We start from the raw sequence: 13,013 nt of genomic DNA on the forward strand, positions 1-13,013 counted from the left end.
CCCGTCCGGGTGGCCTGATCGCGGTGTGGCGGGCGGGCATGCCGGGGCGCCGGTCACCGCGGGCAGGCGCCACGCCGGTTGAAGCCCCGGGTCACGCCTCCAGGGGTGCCGGCTTCAGCAGTTCCTCGCCGCGCCGCAGGGAACGCAGCCAGTTGGCGCGGGCCGCTTCGGCCGCGGCCTGGGCGTCGCCGGCGCGCAGCGCGGCGAGCAGGACGCGGTGCTCCTCGTAGGCCTCCTCGTGAACGGGGACGTAGCCCCAGATGTGCCGCTCTATGCGACGCAGTTGTTCGTCGAGTGATTCGAGCAGCTCGATCAGTACCGGGTTGCCGGCTCTTCGGTAGTAGACCCGGTGGAACTCCTCGTCGAGGGCGCTGAGCCGGTCGGGCGCCGTGGTGCGGGCCATCGAGTCGAGCAGGCCCTGCATGAGGTTCAGATCGGCTTCCGTCATCAACGGCGTGGCCAGTTCGGCGGCCAGCGCGTCGAGTGGCGCGCCGGCCTGGAACAGGTGCGGCGCCCGGTCGAGGGGCAGCCCGGCGACCCGGGTCATCCGGCTGGCGCTGGCCTCGATGAGTCCTTCCTGGCCGAGCCTGATGAGCGCTTCGCGCACGGGCGTGCGGCTCACGCCGAGGAACTGCGCGATCTCGACGTCGCGCACGACCTCGTGGGGCTGCAGGACTGCGTTGAGTATCCAGCTGCGCAGCTCCTCGTAGGCGAACTGCTGAGCGCTCGTGTAGCGCCTTGCTGACTTCACTAGCGGGAGGGGCACCGCTCAAATATATCGGCTATCGCCTCCGGCCGCGATCCCCCGGGGGAATGCGCCCAGTGAGTGGCTGGTAACAGGGGTCTTGTCGGAATTCGGCTGACCGATATACTGGCCGCCATTCCGCGACGAACCCCGGTGATCCCCCAGGTCGGCACGGCCACCGCCGGGGCGCGGCCTGGTCCACGCCCGCGAACCCGTGTGCGGCCAGAGCCTCGTGTGGGCACGGAGAAAGAAGGCAAGACGGTGAAACCTCAGACTCGGATCGCCGCGTTGTCCCTGGTCGGCCTGCTGGCCGCGGGGTGCTCCAGTGGTCAGGGCACGGCTTCCCCCGCCGCGGGGAAGGGGGGCGGCGTGCTGCGGATCGGCACCACGTTCACCTGTAACTCGATCAACCCGTTCGCGTCCACCGGGACGACCTGCGCGATGATCTTCCGGTACAACTACCCGTTCCTTGTCCAGTACATCAGTTCCGGCGCCGTCGAAGGCGATCTGGCGACGAAGTGGACCACCTCACCCGACGGCCTCACCTGGACGTTCGACCTGCGTCCGGGCGCCAAGTGGTCGGACGGCAAGCCTCTCACCGCCGCCGACGTGGCCTTCACCATCAACACGATCGTGAAATACCGCAAGGGTCCGACCGCCTCGGAGGCCGCGTCGGTGAAGAACGTCAAGAGCGCTTCCGCCACCAGCCCGACCCAGGTGACCGTCACCTACGACAAGCCGACCGCCAACGTGCTCGGCCGCCTGGTGAAGATCCCCGTGCTCCCCGCCCACGTCTGGCAGCAGTACGCCACCGGCGACGGCATGCGGCTCAAGCAGACCCCGAACGCCGCGCCCCTGGTCGCCGGTGGACCGTTCCGGCTGGCCAAGTACACCAAGGACCAGATCGCGCTCATGGAGCCCAACCCCCACTGGTACGGCGACAAGCCCAAGCCGGCCGGCTTCGGCCTGCAGTTCTTCAGCAGCCCCGACGCCATGGTGAACGCGCTCAAGACCAACAGGATCGACTACGCCGCGCCGTTGCCCATCACCGCGGCCAAGCCCGTCGAGCAGGCGGGGTTCACCGTGACCAGGCAGCCCGGCTTCCGCATGCACAACCTGATCATCAACCAGTCGCCCCACCAGAAGGCCCACCCCGAACTGCGCGAGCCGAAGGTGCGTGCGGCGTTCGAGGCGGCGGTCGACAGGAAGCGCATCATCGAGGTCGCCTACCTCGGCTTCGGCACGCCCGGCAGCTCCATCATCCCCCCGGTGAGCGGCGACTGGTACGACCCGTCGGTCAAGCCCGACGCCTTCGACCTCACCCGCGCCGCCGCCCTGCTCGACGAGGCCGGATACAAGCCGGGTCCGGACGGCATCCGCGTGGCCGGCGGCGCGACCATGTCGTACGAGGTGATCATCCCCGACGTCGAGGGCGGAGAGGGAGAACGCGCCCTGCAGATCGTCACCGAGGACTTCAAGAAGATCGGCGTCCAGCTCAAGCCGCGGCCCGCCGACAACGCCACCGCCTTCGACCAGATGACCGGCACGGACAAGAAGTACGACCAGTACACCGTCGCGCAGTGGGGCTGGATCGCCCAGCGCGACCCCGACTTCCTGCTCAACGCCATGACCTGCGACCAGTGGGGCAGCTGGAACGACAGCGCCTACTGCGACAAGAAGTACGACGAGATGTACGAGCGGCAGGCGGGCACGGTCGAGGACGGCGCGCGCAAGAAGCTCGTCTGGGAGATGCAGAAGACGGTCAAGGACGCCCGGCCGTACGTCGTCACGCACTACGACGACGTCGTCGAGGCCCACACCAAGAGCTGGAGCGGGTTCGCCACCTCCGCGCTCGGCATCCTCGACTCGCAGTCCCGCTTCGGCCTGCTGTCCGCCGGCTCCGGATCCTGAGGATCGCCCGTGTCGCGTACCAGCCATCTGATCAGGCGCCTGCTGGCGGCCCTGATAACCGTCTACGCGGTGGTGACGCTGAACTTCCTGCTGTTCCGCGTGCTGCCGGGGGACGCCGTGGCGAACATGTCACGGGTCCCCGGTGGCTCGCCGGAGCTGACCGCGGCGCTGCGCCGGCAGTTCGGTCTCGACCTGCCGCTCTGGGACCAGTACTGGATCTATCTCGGCCGCCTGGCGAGCGGCGACCTCGGCGTCTCCTTCGCCACGCAGGAACCGGTCGGCGCCCGCCTGGCCGAGGCGTTCGCCAACACGCTGCCCCTGGTCACCGCCGGGCTGCTGCTGGCCCTGGTGCTCGGCCTGGTCAGCGGCGCCCTGGCGGCCTGGTACCGGGGCGGATGGGTGGACAGGCTCAGCACCAACACCGCGATCGCCTTCTACTCGGTCCCGACGCCCTTCCTCGGACTGCTGCTGATCATGATGTTCGGCGGCTACCTGCCCGCGCAGGGGATGCGCGACGAGTTCCTGGTCGACCCGACGGGGGCCGAACTCGTGGCCGACCTGGTCAAGCACATGACGCTGCCGGCCATGACCATCGCGCTCATCGTCTTCGGCCAGTACACGCTCGTGGTGCGCTCCTCGATGATGGAGACGCTCGGCGACGACCACGTGCTGACCGCGCGGGCGCTCGGCGCCGGACCCGTCCGCATGCTGGCCAGGCACGTGCTGCCCAACGCCATGCTCCCCATCACCACCCTCGTCGCGCTCTCGCTGGGCGGCCTCATCGGCGGCTCGATCCTGGTGGAGAGCGTGTTCTCCTGGCCGGGCGTCGGCCGCGCCATGTACGAAGCGGTGGTCCAGCGCGACTACCCGATGCTGCAGGGAGTCTTCCTCGTGCTCACCGTCTCCGTGGTCACCCTCAACCTGCTGGCCGACCTGCTCTACGTCCGGCTCGACCCGCGGGTGGCCCGATGAGACGCCTGCGCGCCAACCCCAGGGCCGCCGCGGGCGTGGCCGTCCTGCTGCTGCTCACCGCCGTCGCCCTGCTGGCGGGATGGCTCGCACCGTACGGCCCGGCCGAGCAGGTCGGCCCCGTCTTCGGCCCGCCGGAGCCCGCCCACCCGCTGGGTCTGGACGACGGCGGGCACGACGTCCTCAGCCTTCTGCTGTACGGCACCCGCCCCACGCTGTTCGTCGGCGCGGCGGCGGCCCTGGTCGCGATCCTGGTGGGCGGCGTCATCGGCGTGGTGGCCGGGTACTTCGGCGGCTGGATCGACGGGCTGCTCATGAGGATCACCGACTACGCCATCGTGATCCCCGCCCTGCCGCTGGGCATCGTCATCGCGGCGGTGTGGGGCAGCAGCATCGGCCATCTCGTGGTGGTGATCGCGCTGCTGCTCTGGACGACCACCGCCCGCGTCATCAGGGCGGAGACCGCCTCCCTCAGGAACCGGCCCGCCATCCAGCGTGTCCTCGGGCTCGGCGCGAGCCACCTCCGCGTCATCGTCCGCTTCCTGGTGCCGCAGCTCGCGCCGCTGCTCAGCGCGATGGCCGCGCTCACCATCGCGCTGGCCGTCTTCACCGAGACCGCGCTCACCTTCCTCGGCCTCGGCGACCCCGACACCGTCACCTGGGGGACCATGATCCGCTTCGCGTTCCAGCGGACGGCGATGACACAGGGCGCCTGGTGGGCCTTCGCGCCGCCCGGCATCGCCATCTCGCTCGTCGTCATGTGCTGCTACTGGGTGTCCCAGTCGATCGAGGACACCCTCAACCCCCGGCTCAAGGTCGCGCACGCGTCCCGGACGTACTTCCAGGTGGTGAACAGATGAGCCTGCTCAGCATCCGCGACCTGGAGGTCGCCTTCTCCACCGGCGGCGCGCAGGTGCGCGCGGTGCGCGCGGTCAGCCTCGACCTCGCCCCGGGCGAGCGGGTCGCCCTCGTCGGCGAGTCGGGCTGCGGCAAGACCACGACCATGCTGGCCATGATGGGCCTGCTGCCCGCGAGCGCCACCGTCTCCGGGCAGGTGCTGCTCGACGGCACGGACATCCTGGCCGGCGGCGAGAGCACGATGCGGCCGCACCGCTGGACCGACATCGCGATGGTCTTCCAGGGCGCCATGAACGCGCTCAACCCGGTCCGCCGGGTGGGCGCCCAGATCGTCGAGGCGGTCCGCATCCACGGCGGCTCCCGGCAGGAGGGCAGGCTGCGCGCCCGCGAGGTGCTCGACCTGGTCGGCCTGCCGCGGGACGCCGTGTCCCGCTACCCGCACGAGCTGTCGGGCGGGCAGCGGCAGCGGGCGGTCATCGCGCTCGCGCTGTCGTGCCGGCCCAGAATCCTGCTGGCCGACGAGCCGACCACCGCGCTCGACGTGATCGTGCAGGACCAGATCGTCACCCTGCTGAAGGAGCTGAGCGACTCGCTCGGGCTGGCCGTCGTGCTCGTCACCCACGACCTGGCGCTGGTCCCTCGCCTGTGCGACCGGGCCGCCGTGATGTACGCGGGCTCGGTCGTGGAGAACGCGCCGTGCGCCGACCTCGTACGCGGCCCGCGCCATCCGTACACGCGGCGCCTGGTCGAGGCGACCCCCGACCTGGCCGGCGAGCGCCCGCTGACCTCCATCCCCGGCGCGCCGCCCAGGCTCGACGGGCCGCTGCCCGGCTGCGCCTTCCAGCCCCGCTGCGGGGAGGCGCTGGAGCGGTGCGCGAGCGCCGCGCCGCCGCTGCTCCCGCTGGCCGGCGGCAGATCCTGCGCCTGTCACCTTACGGAGGTGCCCGCGTGAGTCTCGTCGCCGACGACGTCGTCGTCACCTACGGCCGCAGGGGGCGGGCTCGCGCTCTCGACGGGGTCGCTCTCACCCTCGGCAAGGGGTCCATCGTCGCGCTGGTCGGCGAGTCGGGCTCGGGCAAGAGCACGCTGGCCCGCTGCCTCGTCCGCATGCAGGAGCCGGCCGCCGGCCGGGTCAGCCTGGACGGCACCGACCTGCTCACTCTGCGGGGCAGGCGGCTCAAGGACTTCCGCCGCCGCGTCCAGATGATCTACCAGGACCCCTACGAGTCGCTGATTCCACGCCAGCGGGTCAGCGACATCGTCGCCGAGGGCCTGGCCATCCACGGCGTTCCGAAGGGCGAACGGGACGAGCGGGTTCGCGAGGCGCTGATGGCCGTCGGGCTCACCCCGGTCGAGTCCTTCCTCGACCGCAGGCCGTTCGAGCTGTCGGGCGGGCAGCGGCAGCGGGTCGCCATCGCCGGGAGCCTCGTTCTCGAACCCGCGTACCTGATCGCCGACGAGCCGGTCTCGATGCTGGACGTCTCGGTCAGAGCGGGCGTGCTCAGCCTGTTCGGAGACCTGCGCCGCACCCGGGAACTGGGCATTCTGCTCATCACCCACGACCTGGCCACCGCCGTCCACGTCGCCGACCGGATCGTGGTCATGCACCGGGGAAAGATCGTGGAGGAGGGCCCGGCCAGGCAGGTGACGGCGGACCCCGCCCACGACTACACCCGTGCGCTCCTCGCGGCCACGCCGGACCTCGGCCGCCCGTGAAGCCACGTCAAGAACGGAGATCCATGCGCATCGCCATGGCCCAGATGTCCTCGGGGGACGACCGGGCCGACAACCTCCGCCGGATGGCGGCCACGCTCGACCGGGCGGCCGGCGAGGGGGCGGAGCTCGTCCTGTTCCCCGAGGCGTGCTCCTATCGGGGCACGCTCGCGGCCGAGCACGTCGAGGACAGGACGGGGCCCACACTGTCGCTGATGTCGGAGAAGGCGGCAGGTCACGGGATCGCCGTCCTGGCCGGGGGGCTCTGGCTCGCCTCCGGTGATCCGGGCCGGCCGTACAACGCCAGCGTTTTCGTCGGTCCCGGCGGCGAGCTCGCCGCGGAGTACCGCAAGGTGCACCTGTTCCGGCTGCGGGCCGCCGAGGTGAACGAGGACGAGGGCGCCTACACCACCCCGGGCGAGCACCTGGTCAACGTCTCCTACCGGGGGTTCGGCTTCGGCCTGTCGATCTGCTACGACCTGCGCTTCCCCGAGCTGTACCGGGCGCTGGCCCGCTCGGGCGCGGACGTGCTGTGCGTGCCGTCGAACTTCTCCGCCGTCACCGGCGCCGTCCACTGGGAGCCGCTGCTGCGGGCTCGGGCGATCGAGAACCTCTGCTACGTCCTGGCCCCGGCCCAGGAGGGCGTCAGCCCCGACGGGTTCGTCACCCACGGCCACAGCCTGGCCGTCGACCCCTGGGGCCGCGTGCTCGCGTGCGCTCGGGACGGCGCCGGGCTGATCATGGCCGAGCTCGACCGCGGCGCGCTCGACCAGGCTCGCGGCGCGCTCAACGCGCCGAACGAGACCGTTCCTTCCGTGTACGGCGGGTCGGTCGCGCAGGAGCAGGTCCATGGGTGAGACGGTGAAGGCGGTGCGGGTGCCGGTAGGTCCACGCCGGTTCTTCTACGACCGTGGCGAGCCCGCCGTGGCAGAGGTCGCCAGCGGGACCAGCCTCGTCTTCGAGACTCTCGACTGCTTCTCCAACCTGCTGACCTCGCCCGAGCAGCGCTTCCGCTCCGAGGCCGAGCTGATCGAGCTGGTCGGCGCGTTCAACCCGGTCGCCGGCCCCGTGGCCGTCCGCGGCGCCGTACCCGGAGACGCGCTGGCGATCACCGTCGAGCGCGTCAGCCTCGGCGCGCGGGCCGTGACGGTGCTCCACGCCGACCCCGAACTCGGCCTGCCGGACGGTGACACCCGCGTCTGCCCCGTCGAGGGCGGCACGGTGTGGTTCCCGACCTCGCGGGGACGCCTGGCGCTCCCGGCCAGGCCCATGATCGGCACCCTCGGCGTGGCCCCAGCGGGTGCCGCGTTCCCCTCGCTGCTGTCGCACGCCCGCTGCGGCGGCAACATGGACTGCCAGGCGCTACGACCCGGCAGCGTGCTCGTGCTGCCGGTCGAGGTGCCGGGCGGGCTGGTGTCGCTCGGGGACGTGCACGCGCTCATGGGCGACGCCGAGATCACCGGCACCGCGCTGGAGGCCCCGGCCGAGGTCACCGTGACGGTCGAGCTGCTGCCGGGGCTGGGCCGGGCGATGGCCGGGCCGTACCTCGACGAACCCCATCGGATCGGCGCCGTGGGCTGTGCCCACGGCGTGAGCGTCGACCACAACCTCCGCTCGGCGATGACCGAACTCCGGCGCAGGCTGGTCGAGGAGTGCGGCTACCTTCCCGGCGAGGCGTACGAGCTGCTCGGCGCGGTCGCCGAGGTCACCGTGAACCAGTGCGTGCACGGCGGCTGGTCGTCGGTCCACGCCGCCGTACCTCGCTACGTCACTTCCTGATACGAGGGATCATGCACCAATCGCGCAAACTCTCCGTGTGGGACATAGGCCGCACTCCGCTGTACGCGTGCCAGTACGACCAGCGCTTCTCCTACTGCCTGTACGTCCCCGACGACTACGCGCCGGAGGGGGACAAGGTGTACTCCCTCGTCGTGCTCGTCCACGGCACCGAACGGGACGTCCAGTCGTACCGGGACTCCTTCGTGGACTTCGGCAGGGCCAACGACTGCATCGTGCTGGCCCCGCTGTTCCCCGCGGGCATCCCCGACCCCGGCGAGCTCGACGGCTACAAGTACCTCGAACACCGGGGCATCCGCTTCGACGAGATCCTGCTCTCCATGGTCGAGGAGATCTCCGCCTGCTACCGGGTCGAGGGGGCCAGGTTCCTGCTGTTCGGCTACTCGGGCGGCGGGCAGTTCGCGCACCGGTTCGTCTACCTGTATCCGGAACGGGTCCGCGCCGCCTCGATCGGCGCGCCGGGCGCGGTGACCCTGCTCGACGAGGCCCTGCCCTGGCCCGCCGGCCTCGCCGGAGCCGAGGCGGTGCTGGGCAGGAACGTCGATCCGGCCGCGCTCGGCGGTACGGCCATGCACCTGGTGATCGGCGCCGACGACACGGGAACCCAGTCGAACAGCGTGCCCGCTGGCCATCCCGCCTGGATTCCCGGTGTCAACGACGAGGGCGTCCCGCGCACCACACGGCTGCGGGCACTGCGGCGCAGCCTGGAACGACACGGCATCCCGGTCCGCTACGACGTCGTGCCGGGTGTCGGCCACTACGGTCCCGGTGTGGTGAGCAGGGTGAAGGACTTCTTCACCCACGTGCTCACCGTCGACGCCGAACGGACCACCTCGGGCACGGGCTGACGTCAGCGCTGAACTCCGGACTTGCCTGAGCGGCGGAGAGCATGGCCGGTATCGAGATCGGCCTCATGGAGACTCCTTTTCCGCGATGGCCGTTCGACGCTGGTTCCCCTCAGCTCTGGCCGCCGACTTCTACCCGCACTGCAGTACACAGCCCGATCTGGTCGGCGCCTTGCAGGACGCGCAGGTCACCGTAGGCCCGATGACCGCCGACGAGATACGCCGGGTCATCGTTCAGCCCGCGGCCCGTGCCCGGTGCACCGTCGAAAGCGCTCTGGTCGCGCACTTGGTGGCGCAGGCTCACGGGCGGCCGGGTGTGCTTCCGCTGCTGTCTCACGCCTTGCTGGAAACGTGGCGCCGCCGTCAAGGCAACGCCCTCACGCTGGCCGGGTTTCACGCGACCGGCGGAATCGAACGCGCGCTCGCCAGAACGGCCGAGAGCGTGTTCACCACGTTCGACACCCGCCAGCAGCGCGTTGCCAAGCAACGGTTCCGGCGGCTGACCGCGCCTGGCGAGGCCACCGAGGCCACCAAACGCCGCATCGCCACCATCGAACTATCTGGCCGGTCGACGGCGGCGCCCCCGTCGCGTATCACCGCTTTGGAGCGTCGGTCGAAAGCGTCACCTACATCCCGGACGGTCGTCTCGCCACGGCGCATGACGACGGCACGGTCCGGGTGTGGTCCTGCGGAGCCTGCCGGCCGATCGAGCAGGTGCGGACGCTGGCGGAGAACCTTGGTGTGGACGACCACACCCGACGAACGGGCAGGCTTCCTGACCTTCATCGACGATGCCGACAAGAAGCAGAGATCGCGATGACTACCGGCCGCTTATCGAAGGTCGCTGACAGTAGCGGACAATGGTGCTATGACACGATTGAGCGCGAACATGCTGGCCCTCCTGGTTTGCCTGGTGCTGGTCGGTTGTGGTGCTCCCCTCGGGCGGGAAGCCGAGGAGCCCGCCGGTGGCGTAAACCCCACCGGCGAGGAGGCCGAGGCGCCTGGTGCCCCTACCGGTGGGAGAGGGGATGCGGAGGCGTACGGGGCCCCGATCGAGATCCCCGCGAAAACGGAGGATTCTGGCCGCCCTCTCGATCACATGATGAAGGTGATCAAGGACGGCATACGGCGGCAGTGCCCTCGGCACGAGTTGTGCGTCAAGGTGAGGGTCGAGGCGCGCGACCGGGGTTCTCTCTCGACCTGCCAGTTCGACGAGACGGAGCCCAAGCAGGGAAGCAAGGTCAGACAGGGCTCCACCGTCGTGATCGTCACCGGCAAGGAGCCCTGCCCGACGCCGGTGACCCCTGACCCCGGCGACTCGTCCCCGTCGACCGGGAAGTCTCCCGCCCCACGTTCGCCCGACGTTCTGGAGCCGGAGGTCAGTCCGTGACGGAGGGCTCGCCAGGAGCCGGCCCCACCGCCGCCACGAAGCGGCCGCGGCCGGCCGCCGATGAGGCGGCGAGCTGGCTCGGGACCGACTCTCCGATCATCAGAGTCCTCGGGGCGGTCGTGGCTCCCGCCACCGCGCTCACCGCGATCTTCTTCTACTTCGGCTGGTCCCGCGCGTTCTGGTTCTACGACTACCTCGGCGTGGATTCGACCCTGCTGGGCCTGACCACCCAGGACTACGTGTTCCTCAGCGTGGACGGCCTGTTCGTGCCCCTGGTCACGGCCGCCTGCGCGGGGCTGGCCGTACTCGTCCTCCGGTGGGCGCGGAACCGGCTGGGCATCCGCGTCATCCCCGCACCCAGGGTGCTGGTCCCGGTGATGGTCGCGGCAGGGCTGATGCTGTTCCTCAACGGGGTCTCCCGCATCTTCGGTGAAACGATCTTCAACCGGCCGCTGGCGGTCGCACCGCTGAGCCTGGCCGCCGGAGTGCTGCTTCTGGTGTGCGCGCCGCGCCTGACCCAGATCGCCCGCCCGCGTTGGGTCACCATTCTGGAACTGACGGTTGTGCTGGTCCTGGTCGGCATGAGCCTCTTCTGGGCCGCCAACGACTACTCCGCCGCGGTCGGCCGTTCCCGGGCCCGCGAGTTCGTCTCCCAGCTCTCGAAAGCCCCGGCCGTCGTGGTCTACAGCGCCCACGGCCTGAGCCTGCAGCACGTGCCCGGCATCCGGCGGACCCGCTGCGAGGACCCCGACACCGCCTACCGGTTCCGTTATGACGGACTGAAGCTCGTGCTGCGCTCCGGCGACCAGTATCTGCTGGTCCCCGCGGACTGGTCACGCGCGGAAGGCGTCGCCCTGCTGCTTCCCCAGGGCGACACGCTCCGCTTCGAGTTCAGCCCGGCATCCGTCCGCGCCACCACCCGGCCACCGTCCTGCTGATCATCGAGTGGATCCTGGATCGCGAGAGACGCCGAGGACGTCGAGCACCCTCCAGGTGCCGGCGCGCTGACTACCTGACGCGGCTCAGCAGGAGCTGCCGAGCACCCGCCCGTCGAGCATCGAGGCCGCCCGGCAGGAGAAGGTCGCCGGTGGGGACATCACTCCGGACAGCAGAGTGATGGTGGCGGGCCCGGTGCCCGACGGGCCGGTGCATCCGCCCGCCATGATGTTCATGGTGCTGGCCAGCGGGTTGAAGTAGTAGATGCCCCAATCGCAGACGTAGGCCCGTTCGGCGGGCGGCGGTGTGGGTGCTCCCGCCGAGATCGTGGCGGCGGCGAGGGCCGCGATCAGGATCTTCATGGTGTCGCCTCCGGACGGCAGCCGTCGGCTCCGAGGAAGCCGTTCCAGGAGAAGGCGGTGTGGCAGCGGTAGGTGCCCGCGTCGCGGCCGAACCGGAGCACGACGACGACGTCGGCGCCGCCCCAGCCGTCGCAGGGGTTGGCCGAGATGTGGCCGCCGTTCTGCCCCGGGGTGAGCATGCCGCTGAAGCAGGTGTGGGTGCCCGCGGCGTGGGCGGTTCCGGCGAGGAGCGGCGAGGCGGTGAGGGCCGTCGCGGCCAGGGCGGCGACGGCGGCGCGCCGGAGGAGTGGCACGGTGTTGCCTCCTAGGTATGCTGCGGATTTCGCCCCACACGCTAGGAACGCCGCCCCGCGCCGCCCAGAGGCATGCGTCACCGGTTGGCATGGATATTTCCCCGTCGACCTCTCATGTCATCACATCTCAGGAATTCGCCCAGGTTCCGCCAGGGGTGACATGGGGCCACCGTCCGTCAGGGCGCCTCCCAACCTCGACCGGCGGGACAGTCGTGATTGGCCCGAGATCTTGGTCTGTGAAGATTCCCGGCAGATCACAGGCAGGGAGGAGCGAGCCATGGTAAAGCCGTGGGTGGCGGTTCTTTGTGCGGCGGCAAGCTTGACCATGGTTTTCGAGGCGAGCGCAGATGCGCGGATCGATCCGGCGACCGCTCTCCAGCGTCAGCTCGTGGACGGCCGGGGAGTAAAGATCGCGCAGTTGCATATCGCTGAGCCCGGCACGTGGAGAACCACCGGTAGCGTGGAGTTCGGCAAGGGAAAAGCTGTCGCAGCCGACGTGGTCTATCGCGACTCCAAGGCGGCGCCCGAGGCCCGGGTCATCAGTTTTCCCGACCGCTGGTACAGGCGTGAATACCCGCGTGACAAGTCGCTGCCGGACGGAAAGACGTGGTTTCTCTTCCCGGCCCCGCCGAACGGTCCCATGTTGGACTGCGGGCCTATCGATTTGAGCCATCCGGCCACGCTGAAGGCCGTGCTGCGGACCGCCACGGTCAAGCGTCCGGCGGGAACGTACGACAAGGTGCGCACCACTCTCTACCAGGGCCGCATCACCCTGGGCGAGCTCTACAAGGCGAACAGCGCCTTCCGGATCCCGCTCGACACCAAACCCGCCGGCAAGTACGCCAAGATCCCGGTGACCTGGCAGATATGGCTCGGCAAGGACCAGCTCGTGCGCCGATGCCGGAGCTCTTACGCCCAGCCGATCATCGCACCTGGTCTGCAGATCGACGAGCGTTTCCCGGTCACCGAGGACATCCGGCTGTCCAGATGGGGCACCGAGACAGACATTCAGCCACCTCCCGATGATCAGGTGACGTCCTACGACGACGTCGACGCGTCAGAGTAGGTAGCCGTCGTCAGCAGGCCGCCGGCCGGATCAACTACGAGTGGTGCACAACCGAGCGCACGCCCCTGACAGAATCCTCTTCGATTGGAACTCGCGGGACAACGTCCGTAAGGGGTCAGGCGGTATTT

The 13,013-nt window shown here is 70.1% G+C and carries 15 protein-coding genes; 12 read left to right on the top strand and 3 right to left on the bottom strand.

Annotated features, from left to right (window positions below):
- Positions 1 to 91 precede the first annotated feature (91 nt).
- Positions 92 to 766: a GntR family transcriptional regulator gene (locus ACFWY5_RS17865; protein WP_379610916.1), complete on the bottom strand. Its 675-nt coding sequence runs from the start codon at positions 764 to 766 to the stop codon at positions 92 to 94.
- Positions 767 to 1,006: 240 nt separating this feature from the next.
- Here ACFWY5_RS17865 and ACFWY5_RS17870 point away from each other — a divergent pair, with 240 nt between their 5' ends.
- The 11 genes from ACFWY5_RS17870 to ACFWY5_RS17920 all read left to right on the top strand — a co-directional run bounded on the left by ACFWY5_RS17870 (position 1,007) and on the right by ACFWY5_RS17920 (position 11,166).
- Positions 1,007 to 2,656 (top strand): ABC transporter substrate-binding protein, encoded by a 1,650-nt coding sequence (locus tag ACFWY5_RS17870; RefSeq protein ID WP_379633025.1) that lies wholly within the window; start codon positions 1,007 to 1,009, stop codon positions 2,654 to 2,656.
- A 9-nt stretch (positions 2,657 to 2,665) separates the two neighbouring features.
- A complete protein-coding gene (locus ACFWY5_RS17875; protein WP_379633027.1) occupies positions 2,666 to 3,628 on the top strand; it encodes an ABC transporter permease in 963 nt (320 codons plus the stop codon).
- A complete protein-coding gene (locus ACFWY5_RS17880; RefSeq protein ID WP_379610919.1) occupies positions 3,625 to 4,485 on the top strand; it encodes an ABC transporter permease in 861 nt (286 codons plus the stop codon). The genes ACFWY5_RS17875 and ACFWY5_RS17880 overlap by 4 nt, the downstream gene beginning before the upstream one ends.
- Positions 4,482 to 5,435: an ABC transporter ATP-binding protein gene (locus ACFWY5_RS17885; RefSeq protein ID WP_379610920.1), complete on the top strand. Its 954-nt coding sequence runs from the start codon at positions 4,482 to 4,484 to the stop codon at positions 5,433 to 5,435. The genes ACFWY5_RS17880 and ACFWY5_RS17885 overlap by 4 nt, the downstream gene beginning before the upstream one ends.
- Positions 5,432 to 6,199: an ABC transporter ATP-binding protein gene (locus ACFWY5_RS17890; protein WP_379610922.1), complete on the top strand. Its 768-nt coding sequence runs from the start codon at positions 5,432 to 5,434 to the stop codon at positions 6,197 to 6,199. The genes ACFWY5_RS17885 and ACFWY5_RS17890 overlap by 4 nt, the downstream gene beginning before the upstream one ends.
- Before the next feature lie 23 nt (positions 6,200 to 6,222).
- Positions 6,223 to 7,053, top strand: coding sequence for a carbon-nitrogen hydrolase family protein (locus tag ACFWY5_RS17895; protein WP_379633030.1), 831 nt, complete (start codon positions 6,223 to 6,225; stop codon positions 7,051 to 7,053).
- Positions 7,046 to 7,975 (top strand): acetamidase/formamidase family protein, encoded by a 930-nt coding sequence (locus ACFWY5_RS17900; RefSeq protein WP_379633032.1) that lies wholly within the window; start codon positions 7,046 to 7,048, stop codon positions 7,973 to 7,975. The genes ACFWY5_RS17895 and ACFWY5_RS17900 overlap by 8 nt, the downstream gene beginning before the upstream one ends.
- A gap of 11 nt (positions 7,976 to 7,986) precedes the next feature.
- Positions 7,987 to 8,841, top strand: a complete 855-nt coding sequence (locus ACFWY5_RS17905) for a hypothetical protein (RefSeq protein ID WP_379633034.1) — start codon at positions 7,987 to 7,989, stop codon at positions 8,839 to 8,841.
- A gap of 85 nt (positions 8,842 to 8,926) precedes the next feature.
- Entirely contained in the window at positions 8,927 to 9,658 is a 732-nt protein-coding gene (locus tag ACFWY5_RS17910) for a hypothetical protein (RefSeq protein ID WP_379633036.1), read from the top strand.
- A 48-nt stretch (positions 9,659 to 9,706) separates the two neighbouring features.
- Entirely contained in the window at positions 9,707 to 10,228 is a 522-nt protein-coding gene (locus tag ACFWY5_RS17915; protein ID WP_379633038.1) for a hypothetical protein, read from the top strand.
- Positions 10,225 to 11,166: a hypothetical protein gene (locus tag ACFWY5_RS17920; protein WP_379633040.1), complete on the top strand. Its 942-nt coding sequence runs from the start codon at positions 10,225 to 10,227 to the stop codon at positions 11,164 to 11,166. Before ACFWY5_RS17915 ends, ACFWY5_RS17920 begins: the two co-directional genes overlap by 4 nt.
- 84 nt (positions 11,167 to 11,250) lie before the next feature.
- Here ACFWY5_RS17920 and ACFWY5_RS17925 read toward each other — a convergent pair whose 3' ends face one another.
- Entirely contained in the window at positions 11,251 to 11,526 is a 276-nt protein-coding gene (locus tag ACFWY5_RS17925; protein ID WP_379633042.1) for a hypothetical protein, read from the bottom strand.
- Positions 11,523 to 11,819 carry a hypothetical protein gene (locus ACFWY5_RS17930; protein WP_379610930.1) on the bottom strand — a complete coding sequence of 99 codons (297 nt, stop codon included), beginning with the start codon at positions 11,817 to 11,819 and terminating at the stop codon, positions 11,523 to 11,525. Before ACFWY5_RS17930 ends, ACFWY5_RS17925 begins: the two co-directional genes overlap by 4 nt.
- 277 nt (positions 11,820 to 12,096) lie before the next feature.
- On the opposite strand from ACFWY5_RS17930, the gene ACFWY5_RS17935 reads away from it, so the two are divergent.
- Positions 12,097 to 12,885, top strand: coding sequence for a hypothetical protein (locus ACFWY5_RS17935; protein ID WP_379633044.1), 789 nt, complete (start codon positions 12,097 to 12,099; stop codon positions 12,883 to 12,885).
- Positions 12,886 to 13,013 lie beyond the last annotated feature (128 nt).

The sequence above is a fragment of the Nonomuraea sp. NPDC059007 genome (assembly GCF_042740555.1).
Lineage (GTDB): Bacteria > Actinomycetota > Actinomycetes > Streptosporangiales > Streptosporangiaceae > Nonomuraea.

Coding starts and splice junctions, on each gene's coding strand:
- ACFWY5_RS17880 (WP_379610919.1), top strand. CDS start 3,625: ATGAGACGCCTGCGCGCCAACCCCAGGGCCGCCGCGGGCGTGGCCGTC.
- ACFWY5_RS17885 (WP_379610920.1), top strand. CDS start 4,482: ATGAGCCTGCTCAGCATCCGCGACCTGGAGGTCGCCTTCTCCACCGGC.
- ACFWY5_RS17895 (WP_379633030.1), top strand. CDS start 6,223: ATGCGCATCGCCATGGCCCAGATGTCCTCGGGGGACGACCGGGCCGAC.
- ACFWY5_RS17900 (WP_379633032.1), top strand. CDS start 7,046: ATGGGTGAGACGGTGAAGGCGGTGCGGGTGCCGGTAGGTCCACGCCGG.
- ACFWY5_RS17905 (WP_379633034.1), top strand. CDS start 7,987: ATGCACCAATCGCGCAAACTCTCCGTGTGGGACATAGGCCGCACTCCG.
- ACFWY5_RS17910 (WP_379633036.1), top strand. CDS start 8,927: ATGGCCGTTCGACGCTGGTTCCCCTCAGCTCTGGCCGCCGACTTCTAC.
- ACFWY5_RS17915 (WP_379633038.1), top strand. CDS start 9,707: ATGACACGATTGAGCGCGAACATGCTGGCCCTCCTGGTTTGCCTGGTG.
- ACFWY5_RS17925 (WP_379633042.1), bottom strand. CDS start 11,526: ATGAAGATCCTGATCGCGGCCCTCGCCGCCGCCACGATCTCGGCGGGA.
- ACFWY5_RS17935 (WP_379633044.1), top strand. CDS start 12,097: ATGGTAAAGCCGTGGGTGGCGGTTCTTTGTGCGGCGGCAAGCTTGACC.